We start from the raw sequence: 14,656 nt of genomic DNA, 5'->3' as shown, positions 1-14,656 counted from the left end.
CGATTATTCGGCTTTTTGCGCTTCGACCGAGATCTGCACCTGCACTTCGTCGCTGACAAACGGTGCGAACTGGCCCAAATCAAACTCACTACGGACCAGAGTTGTGGTGGCGTTGAAACCGGCCCATGGCTTGTTTGCCATTGGATGGGTATCAACCTTGTTCAATTTGGCATCCAGAACAACGGACTTGGTCACGCCGTTCATGGTGAGGTCGCCGGTGATCTTGGCAGTGTTTTCACCCGTCACTTCGATACCCGTCGAGGTAAAGGTGATCAGATCGCCCTCGACCGCACCAAAGAAATCCTCGGTCATGAAGTGATCTTCACGCGGTTTCCAGCCAGTGAACATTTCCAGTACCGGCATGGATACGCTTACGCTGGAGGCGGCGGGATCTTCCTGATCAAACATGATTTCGCCCTCAAAACCCGAGAACATGCCGGTTGTGGTTGAAAAGCCCAAGTGGTCATAGCTGAAGACAACCTGACTGTGGCTCGAGTCCAACACGTATTTCTCGGCGCTGGCGAATGCCGTGGTCGCCGACACGGCCAGTGCAGCAGCAAGAAGGGTGGATTTCATAACAATCTCCGCGTTTTTGTGAATGCAAACCGTCTGGGTTGCTTACAAACAAAATGTGCCGCCTATCGGCGGCACACAACCTTTTTCGAGTCACAGCATCTGTTCCTTTTTGAACAGAATAAAATTCAGCCGAAAATTGTTACGCTCTTGCTCAGCTGTCCCTTCAGCGCTCGGCTGACATCCGCCGATTCAAGGGGCAGCTTCATCAAAAGGCTTCCGTCCACATCAAACAGGTGAACTTCGTTTTCTTCAAAACGTGCGCCACCCAGCGACTCATAGCTGCGGCGCAACACCGTCTGCGGGCGCCCGTCCTCGTTCTTTTGCAGAACACGGACTTCACGACGTATCGGATCAAAATAGGCATCCGGGCGCTGATCAAGGACTTCAATCGTTAGCAAACTGACACCGACGATCAGAAACAGCATCGAGGCCACCATCTTGATCGGCCAGACATCTGCGCCAACGATCGAACCCGGCATGAGCCACATCGAAAACGCCGAAAAGATCAGGAACGCTCCTACCAACCGCGCCAGGATCAAACGGGCCTTCCAGTTTGGCGCAAAGGCGATCATTACCGGCACCGAATGCTCAAAGCGCGAGCTTGCCGCTTCTTCCCGGTATGTGTTTGTATTTGTCGCGGTCATAACACTTCACCCTTTATCAGGTTACTGTCGAATTTCAGTTTCGTTCCGGGTAACGTCCGGTATGCAAAACAACTTTGAGCCGAAAAGCGTCAGCAATTGGGCGGCCCAAAGGAAAATGGGCGGCGTCTCAAAGGCACATGTGGCGGGGCTTGCTCCTGTAGTTCAAACGTGTATACGGGGCCATCCTTCGCAATCAAATGAATCGCGCAGCCTCTCGTGGCAGGGTCGCGAAGGACCGGATGGCCCCGCCTATGAAATGCGCCTTGATATAAACAGGAGTGCACATGCCACTGTATGAGCATGTAATGATCGCGCGTCAGGATCTGTCCAACGCGCAGGCGGAAAGCCTCGTCGAACATTTCGGCACCGTTCTGGCTGACAACGGCGGCAAGCTTGTCGACAGCGAGTATTGGGGCGTCAAGACGATGGCCTACAAGATCAACAAGAACCGCAAGGGCCACTATGCCTTTCTGAAAACCGATTCCCCCTCGGGTGCGGTTCAGGAAATGGAGCGCCTGATGCGTCTGCATGACGATGTCATGCGCGTTCTGACCATCAAGGTCGATGGCCACACCGATGGCCCATCGGTTCAGATGCAGAAGCGTGACGAGCGTGGCGACCGCCGCGAGCGTCGTTGATCAACGCCTGAGAAAAGGACACTAAACCATGGCCGCAAAACCATTTTTCCGCCGCCGCAAGGTCTGCCCGTTCTCGGGTGAGAACGCGCCGAAGATCGATTACAAAGACACCCGTCTGCTGCAGCGCTACATCTCTGAGCGTGGCAAGATCGTTCCATCCCGCATCACCGCCGTTTCGGCGAAAAAGCAGCGTGAGCTGGCCCGTGCTATCAAGCGCGCCCGCTTCCTCGCCCTGCTGCCCTACGCCGTGAAGTAAGGAGAGATTGACATGCAAGTTATCCTTCTCGAACGCGTTGCGAAACTGGGTCAGATGGGCGACGTCGTTGACGTAAAGTCCGGCTACGCCCGAAACTTCCTGCTGCCCCAGGGCAAAGCCCTGAGCGCATCGGACGCCAACATCGCGTCGTTCGAAGCCCAGAAAGCGCAGCTGGAAGCACGCAACCTGGAGACCAAGAAAGAAGCTGAAGCACTGGCTGAAAAGCTGGACGGACAGCAATTCGTAGTGATTCGCTCTGCATCAGATGCAGGTGCTCTGTACGGCTCGGTTACCCCGCGTGACGCCGCAGAGGCTGCAACCGAAGCCGGATTCACCGTCGACAAAAAGCAGGTTATCCTGATCAATCCGATCAAGGAGCTGGGCCTGCACTCTGTTGCAGTCAAGCTGCACCCCGAAGTCGAAGTCGAAATCAAAATGAACGTGGCGCGTTCGGAAGAAGAAGCCGAACTGCAAGCCTCGGGCAAATCGATCCAGGAACTGGCCGCAGAAGAAGAAGCAGCCGCTGAATTCGAGATTGCTGAACTGTTTGACGACATCGGCTCGGCCGCGTCCGAGGACGAAGAGCTGGCTTCGGAAGCAGCCCCTGCTGAGGAAGACGAAGCCAAAGCCTGATCCGGCGACGCTTCGAATACTATTAAGGCCGTGCTTCAGCGCGGCCTTTTTTGTGTTTCCGAGCCAAACCAGCAAATTTCAGCCCAACTCCATCCACAATCTTGCAGCAAAATACTCAGGCCATATCATTGCCACTCGAAGTCCGGAGAAATAAAATGCCCCCGTTCACCCGTCGCAGTTTCTTGGCACTCTTATTGACAGCACCGATGGCTGCTTGCAGTGCAGGAGTAGTATCCAAGGCAGAAACACCGCTATTCAACCCTCCGCTTTATCCAAACGAAACGCCGGAACTTCGCGCGTCGATCAACAAATGGGCAGACCACTACCAGCTTCCTCGAGAGCTTGTTCACAAGCTGGCTATTCGCGAAAGCACACATCGCCCCTGGGCCGTCAACCGCCCCTATTACGGCCTGCTACAGATCCTTCCGGCTACCGCGCGCTCGATGGGATACACCGGAAACGCCAAAGGCCTCTTGGACGCGGACACCAACCTCGAGTTTGCCGGGAAATACCTTCGCGGCGCCTGGCTTCTGTCTGATGGCAATCAGGATCGGGCCATATTTCTCTATGCCAAAGGGTTTTACCCCGAGGCCAAAGCGCGCGGATTGTTGGTGGAAACTGGACTGAAATCCGCCAACTGACGGTGATTGGCGTCAGAAAGCCGCGTGATTTTAGCACTTTTTACCGAATAGTGACAAAAATGTTCTATTGAATGTCTCAATATTTTGAAATGCGCAGACAATTAGTACCTCGCCTTGTCATGTTTAGGAAAGTGTGGTGTTCTGACTCGGTGAGGTAAACGGGTTCCACTCTGTGTTATATGCATGCTCGACGACACCATCGAGCTGTAAGATGGGCCGCAGCTAGTAGGCACCACATGGAAATTGTCGATCTGAGCACACTGCCGGATTCCGAGGTTCGTTACACCGAATTTCTAAGGCAAATCTGTGAGAAGCATGACATGGATCATGCCGCTTATGCTGGCATGAACCCTGCTGCAGGCACGGTGGCCGGCTTTGTGACGTATGACGATGCCTGGAATGAGCACTACACAAACCAGGGTCTGATCATGATCGACCCGACCATCCATATGGCCCGCCGCAGCATTGCGCCAGTGGATTGGAGCCGCTTGGAGCGCAGCCCTGACTTCCAACGTGTATTCCGGGATGCCCATGATTTTGGACTGCCCAACCAAGGCGTTACAATACCCGTGCGCGGCCCCTACGGGGATATCGGCCTGTTGAGCGCAACGCGCAACTGCAGCAAAGAGGAATGGCGCAAGCTATACACGCATGTCATCAGTGACTTGCAATCCATGGCGGTGCACATCCATGACAACGTGGTTTCGTCGGACGAATTGACCAGCGCATTGTATCATCCAACGCTCTCCAGACGTGAAACAGAGATTTTGCAGTGGGTCGCGGCAGGGAAATCGCAACAGGACATCGGCGATATTTTGTCTATTTCGCACCGAACCGTAGAAGTGCACTTGCGTTCCAGCCGAGAAAAGCTTACTGCGCTGACCACCCCTCAGGCCGTTGGCCGGGCGATTGCAATTGGGCTTATTACCCCAAGTTAAACAAAAAAAACGCCAAATTTCGCCAAAATACGGGAAACCCCCAATAGAAAAACTCCCCGAGTCCGGTAACTTCAAGGTTACCGAACAACCACTCGAAGGGGGAAGAAATGATCATCGTGGTAGATGGCCTGAACAGACATTTGTTCAGCGAAGTTCTTGACGAAATGTTCGAGTTGAGAGCACGTGTTTTTGGGGGACGTCTAGGATGGGACGTCAACATTCAAGACGGAAAAGAAATCGACGAGTTCGATCACCTGGACCCGGCATATGTAATCGGACTCGACGACGAGGGGAATGTCGTCGCAGCCGTGCGTGCCCTCCAGACCACCGGACCTCACATGTTGTCGGATGTCTTTTCGTCGATTCTTTGTGGCGAAGCACCACTTCGCAGCGCAACCATGTGGGAATCGACCCGCTTCTGCGTAGACACGCAACGTCTCACTCGTGGCAAAGAAAAGAACTCGGTCTCATACGCAACTTGCGAGTTGATGATCGGATCTTTGGAATATGCAAAGAATGCAGGTATTCAGGACATCATCACCGTGATCGATCCGGTCATGGATCGGGTGCTGAAGCGTTCGAACTGCGCTCCATACGACTATGTCGGCAAAACAGTGCCAATGGGCAAAGTTCATGCCTTGGCCGCTCTGCTGGACTGCACGGAAGAACGCATCGCCGGCCTGCGTGAGTTTGCGGGCATTCACAACGATGTCTTTATGGACGAAGAACAGGCGTTGGATCTGTTTGCCGCGAAGAAAGCCGCAGAACAAAACCCGGCGAACCAGGATCACAAACCACTTACCGACCTCGAGAAATACTTTGTGGAACAGATGAGCGCTGCAAAAACGGAAGCTGAACGGCAGGACGTCCTTAAGCTGATCGAAGCGCTCACGGATACTTTCACGCCAGAGCAAAGAACCGCTCTTTTAGAAACCCCCCGTGCTTTTGCTCATGAGGCCTGACCCCCTCACCTCATAGATACAAAAGCCACCCATGCGGAGCCGTCTGATTTCAGGCGGCTCCGTTTTTTTGTCCCTTCTCCTGATGAAGGGAAGGAAGAGGATTATTCCTCTTCCAGTGCCTCAACAGCTTTCTGCAGGTCGTCCTTGCTGACTTCCTTGTCAGTGACCTGAGCCAGTTCCAACACGTAATCGACAACCTTGTCTTCAAAGATCGGCGCTCGCAGTTGCTGTTGCATCTGCGCGTTCTGCTGCACGAACTCAAAGAACTGACGTTCCTGACCCGGGTACTGGCGCGCCTGATTCATGATCGCCTGTGTCATCTCGGCGTCAGTAACTTCAACCTCGGCCTTCTGGCCCAGTTCAGCCAACAACAGGCCCAGACGCACGCGGCGCTCGGCCAGCTTAATGTGCTCGTCCGTGGGCTCGATCGGATCGTGGTCGTGGCCTTCGACTTCAGGATTTTCTTCGTGCCACAGCTGATGCGCAATCTGCTTTGCTTCGGCTTCAACCAGCGACGGCGGCAGATCGAACGAGACTTTCTCATCCAATACGTCCAGCAGAGCACGCTTCATCACAGCGCGCGACGCGCCGGCATATTCGGCTTCCAGACGTTCTGCGATCTGGCCTTTCAGGGCTTCCAGGTCTTCGGCGCCAAATTTCTTAGCCAGTTCGTCGTTCACTTCCGCTGCAACCGGTTCTTTAACTTCCTTGATGGTGCAGGTGAAAACAGCGTCTTTGCCGGCCAGATGCTCGGCACCGTATTCCTCAGGGAACGTGACGTTGACGTCTTTTACTTCCTCGGCTTTCACACCAACCAGCTGCTCTTCGAAGCCCGGGATGAAGCTGTTCGAGCCCAGAACCAACGGGTAATCTTCTGCCGAACCACCTTCGAATTCTTCGCCATCAACCTTACCGACGAAATCGAACACGATCTGGTCTCCGTCCTTGGCCTTCGACCCCTTGCGGCGCGCTTTGAAGTCCTGAGCGGTTTCGGCCAGATTGTTCAGCGCTTCTTCGACGCCCGCATCATCAGCTTTGACGATCAGTTTTTCCAGCTTCACCGATTTAAGGTCGACTTCCGGGATCGCTGGCAGCGCCTCATAGGACATGGCGACTTCAACGTCATCGCCTTCTTTCCAGTCCTCATTGGTCATCTTGACCTCGGGCTGCAGCGCGGGGCGGTCACCGCTGTCTTCGAAATGCTTGTTCATGGCGCCATCGATGGTTTCCTGCATCGCCTCGCCCAAAAGGCGTTGGCCAAACTGCTTTTTCAGCAGCGCCATTGGCACTTTACCTTTGCGGAAACCTTTCATTTCGATTTCCGGCTGCGCTTCAGTCAGCTTTTCGTTGACCTTCTCGTCCAGCTCGGCTGCGGACACAACGATGTTGTAGCCACGTTTCAGACCTTCGTTCAGCGTCTCGGTAACCTGCATTATGGTAGTCCCCATAGGATTCGGGGCGCGCAAAAAGGGCGCGCCGGGCAAATTTGACGCCTTCTATTTGCCCAGCCGCCCACGCGCAAGGGGCAAAGGCTGAATCCAGTGGTATTTGATCACCAAAACCGCAAAAAAGAACGCCCCGGAAACCAGGGCGTTCGCGCTTGGATCAGTCAGACGATCAGAACTTCCAGCGTGCGCCCAGAACCCATGCTTCGTTGTTGTCAAAGGATGTGCCGTCATCGAAATCGTGGTTGCGGTATTTCAGGTAAACATCCGTATTGAACGCCTCGACCTTCTGCACGACCGCGATACCCCAGGCTTTGGTATCCGAGCCGTTGCTCTCGAAATCCGAGCCATCATAATAGTCGATGCCGACGCCGGTCTTGCCCCAGGACACCCAGTTGCCTTCGTACGAGATCTTACCATACCAATAGTTCGGATCCGTAGCACCGGCCTGGTCATCGTCGCGCGTACCGCCTGCAACCGTAAAGCCCAAACCGCTGGGCAGCAGAACAGACGCCGAACCAATGGTGTCTTTGCGGTCGCCCGAATTGTCATCGCGTTCGCGCACCGAATAGGCAACGGCTGCCGCGAATTCCACACCGCCAGCAAAGGTGTTTTCATAGAACAGGCCGACGTCGTAATAATCGTCATCATCGCTGCTGGACAAAATGTTCTGACCATAAGCAAAACCGGCCGAAAACCCGTTGATGGCTGGGGTATCATACCGCACCCGTCCACGGCGCGCGCCGTCAAAGTTGCTTGAGCTGTCGCCAACCGTAATACCGCTCAGAAAACCGGTCGTGTCGCGATAGAAGAACCCTGCATTTTCATCGTTGGTAAACGAATACAGCGCGGTTCCGACATATGACAGATCAACCTCTGCGGCTCCATCAGCGACCATGCTGCCCTGACCTGCCGAAAACTTGCCGTAGCCACCTTTCAGCGAAAAATCCACGTGGCGAATGTCTTCACGATTCCAACCATCTGCGTTGGTTCCGAATTGATCGGCCGACGCCGACCCCGGCAGGCCAAGGCCTGTTTCAAACCAAAATTGGAACTCGTTACTTCCATATGGCTGCACAAGACGCAGGCCGACACGGCTGTTCGACAGATCGTTGTCGAGAACTCGGGTCTCGGTATCCTGTCCGTCATCCACCGAGATCAAGGCGGGGTGCAGCTGTCCATACAGCAGTACATATCCGCCGCTATTATTTTCGTACTTCATTTCCGCCGCAGCCGGGATGGCGGTCGTCGCAGTCAGAACAGCGGCTACTGATATCGGTTTAATGTTAAGGTTCATTTCACTCACCATGAAAGGTTCGGGGTTCAGGTAATGTCCAATTGTTTACTAACTGCGAGCGTTCCAGTGGTCCGCATTCACTCCCTCGCAAACATTGCAAATTCGCAACAGATCTCATCGAATACGCGACCATTTAACATTATAAATCATACAGTTACGAATCTTACCACAAGTTTACAGCAAATTGTGCAAATGAATTGTGGCCTCCGGCTATGCGTCTGGCAAACATTCGGTCTGCATTGACGCGGACCTTGACGGCGAATTTCCGCCGACTCGCCGTGAATTGAGCCGTTCCACGCCCAACCCACTCAGATATTCAACTTTTTCAAAACGTCCGGCACCTGTTCCGGCAAATCTTCCGCGATCAAACCCGGCCCGAACTGGCGCGCGCATTCCACATGTAACCACGCCGCAGTTTCCGCCGCCTGTATCGGCGAAAAACCTCGCGCCAGCAGACCTACGATGAATCCTGCAAGCACATCGCCGGCCCCAGCGGTCGCCAGCCAGGGGGCCGCTCTTTCGTATACGGCCGCGTTGACCACGCATCGTCCGTCTGGCGCAGCGATCACCGTGTCCGGACCCTTGAACAGAACCACGCACCCAGCTCGTTTTGCAGCAGCACGCGTTGCGTCCACCTTGGAATACGCCGGTCCCTTGGTCGGGTGCGCGTTCATCTCCCCGGCAACATCCGGAAACAACCGGGCGAATTCCCCGCCATGCGGGGTGAGTACACATTTGCCGTGCAAATGCGCGAACAGGGTGTCGGGATCCTCGGCAAAGGCTGACAGAGCATCCGCGTCCAACACGGTTGCCCGCCGTGCGGCCAAGGCCATAGGCACAAGTGCCTGCGCCCTCGCCAATCCTAGCGCAGGCCCCAGGCAAAGCGCATTCAGGCGCGTATCCTCCAGTATTTCGGACAAATCATCGGTCCCGTCCACCCGCTGCAACATTAGGGCCGTGATCTGGCTGGCCGCTTCCGTCTGCGCTGACGGCGGCACGCCCAGCGTCACCAGACCCGCCCCAATCCGCAAAGCCCCCCGCGCCGCCAATCGCGCAGCACCTGTTTTGCCCGAGCCTCCGGACAGGATCAAAGCGTGGCCATGCGAATATTTGTGGTCGACCGAAGCTTTCAAAAGCTTCATCCTGTCGGGATGGGCCATGTGAACGATCTGACTGTCCTCCCATGTTTCGAGGCCAATCGACTTGGTTCGTACCGTTCCGCAGGTTACCGGACCATCACCCAGCACATGCCCCAGCTTTCTGCTGTGAAACGTCACCGCCATGTCTGCAACTATCGCATTGCCAAGAATGCGACCACTGTCGGCGCACAAGCCGCTTGGCGCGTCAATTGCGACGACCTTTACGCCTCGATCTCGCAGCAGGGTTCTAGCCGGTGCGTTGGCCAACATGGAAAACACACCGGCAAATGGTCGGGTGAGACCCGTGCCAAAAACCCCGTCGACCACCAGGTCAATTTCATTCGGAAACCGAAGAAAATCATCCTCTAACGGGGCGCGGTCGACGGCGAATACGCGAACTTCGTTCTTTGTTTCCCATCTCTCATAATTCACCCGCGCATCCGGTGGCAGCTTTTCCGGGTTCCCGTAAAGAAACACCTCAACCTCCCACCCCAGCTCCAGCAAAAGCCGCGCCACAACAAACCCGTCACCTCCGTTGTTGCCTGGTCCGCACAGCACCACTGCGCGCAGCGGATCCTCTTCATCTGGCCCCAAATACCCCGGGGAGCGCGAGGGGCTGGCCCCTCGCCTGTCCAACACCGGCCATTCCTCGAAAATCGCGTCAACAACACCCTGCCCGGCCCGCTCCATCAGCTCCAGACCGGTCACCTCACCGGATGTGATGACGGCTTGCTCGATGGTCCGCATCTGTGCCGCTGTCAGCAATTCCATCCTTTCACCCCTCGCTCGATTCTATTTTGATTACTTTTTGTGCATATCGCTCAAAAATTAGCGCCAAGCCGTTTTTCCAAGCGTTCCGACCCCCACGATATCGCAATCACATTGCCGCCCGATCTTAGACGTGATCACTGCCCCTGAGACAACCATTCAAGGTGAACCGGGATGAAAAAGATCGAAGCGATCATCAAGCCGTTCAAACTGGACGAAGTGAAAGAGGCATTGCAGGATGTGGGCGTCCAGGGCCTCAGCGTCATCGAGGTCAAGGGTTTCGGTCGCCAGAAAGGCCATACCGAGCTGTATCGCGGCGCCGAGTATGTCGTCGATTTTCTGCCCAAGGTTAAGGTCGAGGTCGTATTGGACGACGACCAGGTCGACGCCGCCGTCGAGGCCATCGTGTCGGCCGCCAAAACCGACAAGATCGGAGACGGCAAGATTTTCGTGTCCCCCGTCGACCAAGCCATTCGTATCCGGACCGGTGAAACCGGCTCGGACGCACTATAACCCACAAGATTACTGACACATCTATCAGAAGGACCAAGGGAATGAGCGTAGACGCAGTTCTCAATACAATCCGCGAAGAAGACGTCGCCTATGTCGACATCCGGTTTACTGACGTGCGCGGCAAGCTGCAGCACGTGACGGTGGACGTCGATCTGGTCGATGAAGACTTCCTGGAAGAAGGCTTCATGTTTGACGGCTCGTCCATTGCAGGCTGGAAGTCGATCGAAAACTCGGACATGAAACTGATCGCCGACACGACATCGGCTTATATCGACCCGTTCTATGCTGAAAAGACACTGTGTCTGCACTGCTCGATCGTTGAACCCGACACCGGTGAAGCCTATGGCCGCGACCCGCGCGGAACCGCGCAGAAAGCCGAAGCCTACCTGAAGTCCAGCGGTATCGGTGACGTTGCCTACATGGGCCCCGAAGCTGAATTCTTCCTGTTTGATGACGTTCGTTTTTCAAACAGCATCAACAAAGTATCCTTCGAAGTTGATGCAACAGATGCGTCGTGGAACACCGACACCGAATACGAGATGGGCAACATGGGCCACCGTCCGGGCGTCAAGGGCGGCTACTTCCCGGTCAACCCCATCGACGAAGCTCAGGACCTGCGTTCGGAAATGCTGTCGACCATGAAGCGCCTGGGCATGAAGGTCGACAAGCACCACCACGAAGTGGCCTCGTGCCAGCACGAGCTAGGCCTGATCTTCGACAGCCTGACCAAGCAGGCCGACGAGTTGCAGAAGTACAAGTACGTCATCCACAACGTCGCGCACGCCTACGGCAAATCGGCCACGTTCATGCCGAAGCCGATCGCAGGTGACAACGGCACCGGCATGCATGTGAACATGTCGATCTGGAAAGATGGCAAGCCGCTGTTCGCTGGCGACAAATACGCCGACCTGTCGGACGAGGCGCTGTACTTCATCGGCGGCATCCTGAAACACGCCAAGACCCTGAACGCCTTCACCAACCCGTCGACCAACAGCTACAAGCGCTTGATCCCCGGGTTTGAAGCCCCTGTTCTGCGCGCCTATTCGGCACGCAACCGTTCAGGTTGTGTGCGTATTCCATGGACCGAAAGCCCCAAGGCCAAACGTGTCGAAGCGCGCTTCCCCGATCCGGCAGCCAACCCCTATCTGGCGTTTGCCGCCCTGCTTATGGCCGGCCTGGACGGCATCAAGAACAAGATCAATCCCGGCGAGGCGATGGACAAGAACCTGTACGACTTGCCCGCCGAGGAACTGGCTGACATCCCGACCGTCTGCGGCAGCTTGCGCGAGGCTCTGGAAGCTCTGGCATCCGATCACGACTTCCTGCTTCAGGGCGATGTGTTCACCAAAGACCAGATCGACGGCTACATCGCACTGAAGATGGAAGAGGTGGAAACCTACGAGCACACGCCGCACCCGGTGGAGTACGGTATGTACTACAGCTGCTAAGCTGAGTACTGGAACGAATTGTCAGGGCGCCCGTTTGGGCGCCCTTGTCATTTCCGCCCACAAGATTTGACGAACCGCCTTTGTTCCAACAGACTGGTGAGAAAACTCCCGATCGGAGACAACAGCATGCCTCGCGATACTTCACCTTTCTCGAAATTCTCAAACCTTGTGACATCCGAACAGGAACTGAGACGGATCTCTGGCCATCCGCTGCCACAGATCGTTGCCAAGGAGTTGTCCTCACTCGATCAGATGTGCCGCGATTTCATCGCGATCTCACCGTTTTGCCTGATCGCATCGGCCAACCCGGACGGGCACCTTGATGTTTCCCCCCGTGGCGACCCGCCCGGCTTTGTTCAGGTGCTGTCCGATACGCTGATCGCGATCCCCGATCGACCGGGCAACAAACGCGTGGATACGTTCCACAATGTTCTGAAGGACCCGCGCGTCAGTGTAATCTTCCTTGTTCCAGGCAAGATGGAGACGCTCCGCATTCGCGGCACAGCCCGCATCTGTACCGCCCCCCAGTTGCTGGATAGTATGGCCGTTGACGAACACCCACCCAAACTTGCCCTGCTCATTCATGTCGAGACTGCATTCGCACACTGTCCGAAATGTGTGATCCGCTCGCACCTGTGGCAGCCCGAAGACTGGCCGGACTCGACCAACCTGCCAAACATGAATGCAATGATGGTGAAACACGCCCACATCAAGGCCACCCCTGAGGAATGGTTCGAAACGTTAAGGAAAAAGGGCGAGTTGGACCTTTACTAACCGCTTTGCCCGAGACGCAGCCCACGCTAGGCTAACCGCAGATTTTAATTTCATCGGATTGCGCCCATGTTTCGCCTAGCCACCATTCTTGCCCTTTCCCTGACCTCTCCGGTTCTGGCCGCACCCTGCGGGAACACCAGCGCAGGGTTCGAGGCTTGGAAGGCAGATTTTGCCAAACAGGCACGCAAGGCGGGGGTAAAAAAGAAGGGGCTGCAAGCGCTGTCTCAGACACAGTATGCTTCGCGGACGATTGCTGCGGATCGCAATCAGAAGAGCTTTAAATACTCGCTGGACAAATTCATGCGAGTTCGGGGGGCCGATACAATTGTCGCACAGGGCCGCAAACGCAAAGCCGCCAATCCGAACTACTATGCAGCCTTTGAGCGGCAATACGGTGTACCTGCCGGCGTTCTGATCGCCATTCACGGCATGGAAACCGGCTTTGGCAATTTCATGGGCGACAGTCAGGTTGTTTCCGCAATCACAACACTGGCCTATGATTGTCGCCGATCCGAGTTCTTCATTCCCCACGCAATTGGGGCACTGAAACTGGTCGACATGGGCAGCATTACGATGGCGACAAAAGGGGCAAAACATGGCGAGCTGGGCCACACACAATTCCTGCCAGGCAACGCCCTGACCTATGGTGTCGATGCCACCGGGGACCGGCGCGTGGATTTCTACAACATGACGGATGCACTGGCCTCAACCGCTAATTTTCTTCGAAAGAAAGGGTGGAAGCCAGGGCGCGGCTATCAACCCGGAGAACCAAATTATCGCGTCTTGCAGCAGTGGAATGCAGCCTCTGTCTATCAGCAATCCATCGCAATCATGGGCGCCCGAATCGACAAATAGCCCCGCCGCACCGGCAACACGTGCTGCGCCCGATTTCGCCACATTTCCGCCACAGTGACAAACAAAAGCCTTTAGTTGCTTGGTTTCCAAAGCGTAACCAATCGCCGGGAAATTTCACTTTTTTGCATTTTTCGCCCAATTCTCTCCAAGAAGAGGTGCTAGCCTCTAGCTAACAGAACGTAATAAAGGACGGGGCAGTGGCTCGGAAGCACAGCTACCATGGCGGCCTGCAATTTGACGGCGACGCAACCGGCGCGATAGAGCGCTTTGGATCTATCGTTGCCACGACGCTGGAAGACTACGGTCATCTGGTCGAACGCAAGACCCTGCTCAGCGCAACCGAGGCCAGCATCGTCTCGAGCCAGTATCTTGTACGTATGACTCTGGATACCGGCGCCTCCGAACAGCAAGACCGTTACGAGCGCATGGATCGCGCCGCGGGGTTGAAAACCATGGCAAGGCCCCGCGTGTCGCATCCGCAAAACAGATTGGTACTAACGATCACGCCAGTCTCGCCACTTTTGGATGACGCCGAGATATCCGAACTGATGCTGGTGGTTACACTGTATCGTATGGTCGATATCTGTTCGACCCGGCGGGTCGAATGGTTATCACCGCACACGGTTCTTACCGTTGAGCATTTCATGAGCGCCTTTGACACGCTGACACCAAGCAGGGCAACGCGGGACCGCAAGCAAATCTTTCAGTCACTGACCGGACAGTTCGCCGGGGTGAAACAGACGGAACAGGATGACGCGATCAGCGCCCCTCTTGCTCCTGCCGCGCGTCCGATTCAACTGACGGATGAACAATTGCTCAGCATCGCTTTTCGAAGCGACGAAGCCGACCTGCCAGGCCAGAATGAACCCGGCGCTGCCATCACCGAGGAAGATGACAGGCCAAGCGACATCCTCCGTCTCAGCAGCTGGTGCATGACCGGAGTATTGGCCAGCGTTTCGGCACCGATTGCCGTATCGATGGCCGCAGTCAACCTGATCCGGGGCGAGGATTTCCGCCTCAACACACAGGTGCTTGTGTTCACTTTCGCCATTTTCTCGCTGAACGCTAGTAACGCGTTAGCAGATGTAGCTGGCGCCTTGGGCATGTAAAAGAATTACCGAAGACCCTC

Annotated in this window: 16 protein-coding genes; 11 read left to right on the top strand and 5 right to left on the bottom strand. The window is 55.5% G+C overall.

Going from position 1 to position 14,656, the window contains the following annotated elements:
* Positions 1 to 3: 3 nt before the first annotated feature.
* Entirely contained in the window at positions 4 to 576 is a 573-nt protein-coding gene (locus AC2FLP_RS02155) for a YceI family protein (protein WP_117868610.1), read from the bottom strand.
* Between the two features lie 125 nt (positions 577 to 701).
* A complete protein-coding gene (locus AC2FLP_RS02150) occupies positions 702 to 1,220 on the bottom strand; it encodes a hypothetical protein (RefSeq protein ID WP_117868609.1) in 519 nt (172 codons plus the stop codon).
* A gap of 284 nt (positions 1,221 to 1,504) precedes the next feature.
* Between AC2FLP_RS02150 and rpsF the strand changes: the two genes are divergently transcribed.
* From rpsF to AC2FLP_RS02120, 6 genes are all read left to right on the top strand, one after another.
* Positions 1,505 to 1,858, top strand: a complete 354-nt coding sequence (gene rpsF, locus AC2FLP_RS02145) for a 30S ribosomal protein S6 (protein ID WP_117868608.1) — start codon at positions 1,505 to 1,507, stop codon at positions 1,856 to 1,858.
* Between the two features lie 28 nt (positions 1,859 to 1,886).
* A complete protein-coding gene (rpsR, locus tag AC2FLP_RS02140; protein ID WP_005608650.1) occupies positions 1,887 to 2,114 on the top strand; it encodes a 30S ribosomal protein S18 in 228 nt (75 codons plus the stop codon).
* A gap of 12 nt (positions 2,115 to 2,126) precedes the next feature.
* Entirely contained in the window at positions 2,127 to 2,747 is a 621-nt protein-coding gene (gene rplI / locus AC2FLP_RS02135) for a 50S ribosomal protein L9 (RefSeq protein ID WP_496681034.1), read from the top strand.
* Positions 2,748 to 2,902: 155 nt separating this feature from the next.
* The gene (locus AC2FLP_RS02130; protein ID WP_496681037.1) at positions 2,903 to 3,388 is read left to right on the top strand and encodes a transglycosylase SLT domain-containing protein; all 486 of its coding nucleotides are present in this window, start codon (positions 2,903 to 2,905) and stop codon (positions 3,386 to 3,388) included.
* Positions 3,389 to 3,624: 236 nt separating this feature from the next.
* Positions 3,625 to 4,326, top strand: coding sequence for an autoinducer binding domain-containing protein (locus AC2FLP_RS02125; RefSeq protein WP_496681040.1), 702 nt, complete (start codon positions 3,625 to 3,627; stop codon positions 4,324 to 4,326).
* A gap of 107 nt (positions 4,327 to 4,433) precedes the next feature.
* Positions 4,434 to 5,288 (top strand): acyl-homoserine-lactone synthase, encoded by an 855-nt coding sequence (locus AC2FLP_RS02120; RefSeq protein ID WP_496681043.1) that lies wholly within the window; start codon positions 4,434 to 4,436, stop codon positions 5,286 to 5,288.
* A gap of 101 nt (positions 5,289 to 5,389) precedes the next feature.
* Here AC2FLP_RS02120 and tig read toward each other — a convergent pair whose 3' ends face one another.
* The 3 genes from tig to AC2FLP_RS02105 form a co-directional block, all read right to left on the bottom strand.
* Positions 5,390 to 6,721, bottom strand: a complete 1,332-nt coding sequence (gene tig / locus AC2FLP_RS02115) for a trigger factor (protein ID WP_117868603.1) — start codon at positions 6,719 to 6,721, stop codon at positions 5,390 to 5,392.
* Between the two features lie 184 nt (positions 6,722 to 6,905).
* A complete protein-coding gene (locus AC2FLP_RS02110; RefSeq protein ID WP_299894080.1) occupies positions 6,906 to 8,030 on the bottom strand; it encodes a porin in 1,125 nt (374 codons plus the stop codon).
* A 308-nt stretch (positions 8,031 to 8,338) separates the two neighbouring features.
* Positions 8,339 to 9,940 (bottom strand): NAD(P)H-hydrate dehydratase, encoded by a 1,602-nt coding sequence (locus tag AC2FLP_RS02105; RefSeq protein WP_496681047.1) that lies wholly within the window; start codon positions 9,938 to 9,940, stop codon positions 8,339 to 8,341.
* 171 nt (positions 9,941 to 10,111) lie between these two features.
* On the opposite strand from AC2FLP_RS02105, the gene AC2FLP_RS02100 reads away from it, so the two are divergent.
* The 5 genes from AC2FLP_RS02100 (at position 10,112) to AC2FLP_RS02080 (ending at position 14,636) form a co-directional block, all read left to right on the top strand.
* A complete protein-coding gene (locus AC2FLP_RS02100) occupies positions 10,112 to 10,450 on the top strand; it encodes a P-II family nitrogen regulator (protein ID WP_117868601.1) in 339 nt (112 codons plus the stop codon).
* A gap of 41 nt (positions 10,451 to 10,491) precedes the next feature.
* Positions 10,492 to 11,898: a type I glutamate--ammonia ligase gene (gene glnA, locus AC2FLP_RS02095; protein ID WP_117868600.1), complete on the top strand. Its 1,407-nt coding sequence runs from the start codon at positions 10,492 to 10,494 to the stop codon at positions 11,896 to 11,898.
* Between the two features lie 126 nt (positions 11,899 to 12,024).
* On the top strand, positions 12,025 to 12,672 hold the full coding sequence (locus AC2FLP_RS02090) for an MSMEG_1061 family FMN-dependent PPOX-type flavoprotein (protein WP_496681052.1): 648 nt from the start codon (positions 12,025 to 12,027) through the stop codon (positions 12,670 to 12,672).
* 66 nt (positions 12,673 to 12,738) lie between these two features.
* Positions 12,739 to 13,527 carry a lytic murein transglycosylase gene (locus AC2FLP_RS02085; protein ID WP_117868598.1) on the top strand — a complete coding sequence of 263 codons (789 nt, stop codon included), beginning with the start codon at positions 12,739 to 12,741 and terminating at the stop codon, positions 13,525 to 13,527.
* A gap of 197 nt (positions 13,528 to 13,724) precedes the next feature.
* The gene (locus AC2FLP_RS02080) at positions 13,725 to 14,636 is read left to right on the top strand and encodes a hypothetical protein (RefSeq protein ID WP_496681055.1); all 912 of its coding nucleotides are present in this window, start codon (positions 13,725 to 13,727) and stop codon (positions 14,634 to 14,636) included.
* Positions 14,637 to 14,656: the final 20 nt, after the last annotated feature.

This window comes from Ruegeria sp. CDSA141, from assembly GCF_059612005.1.
Note: the sequence above shows the minus strand (reverse complement) of the source record. Positions and strands in the feature narration are given on the sequence as shown.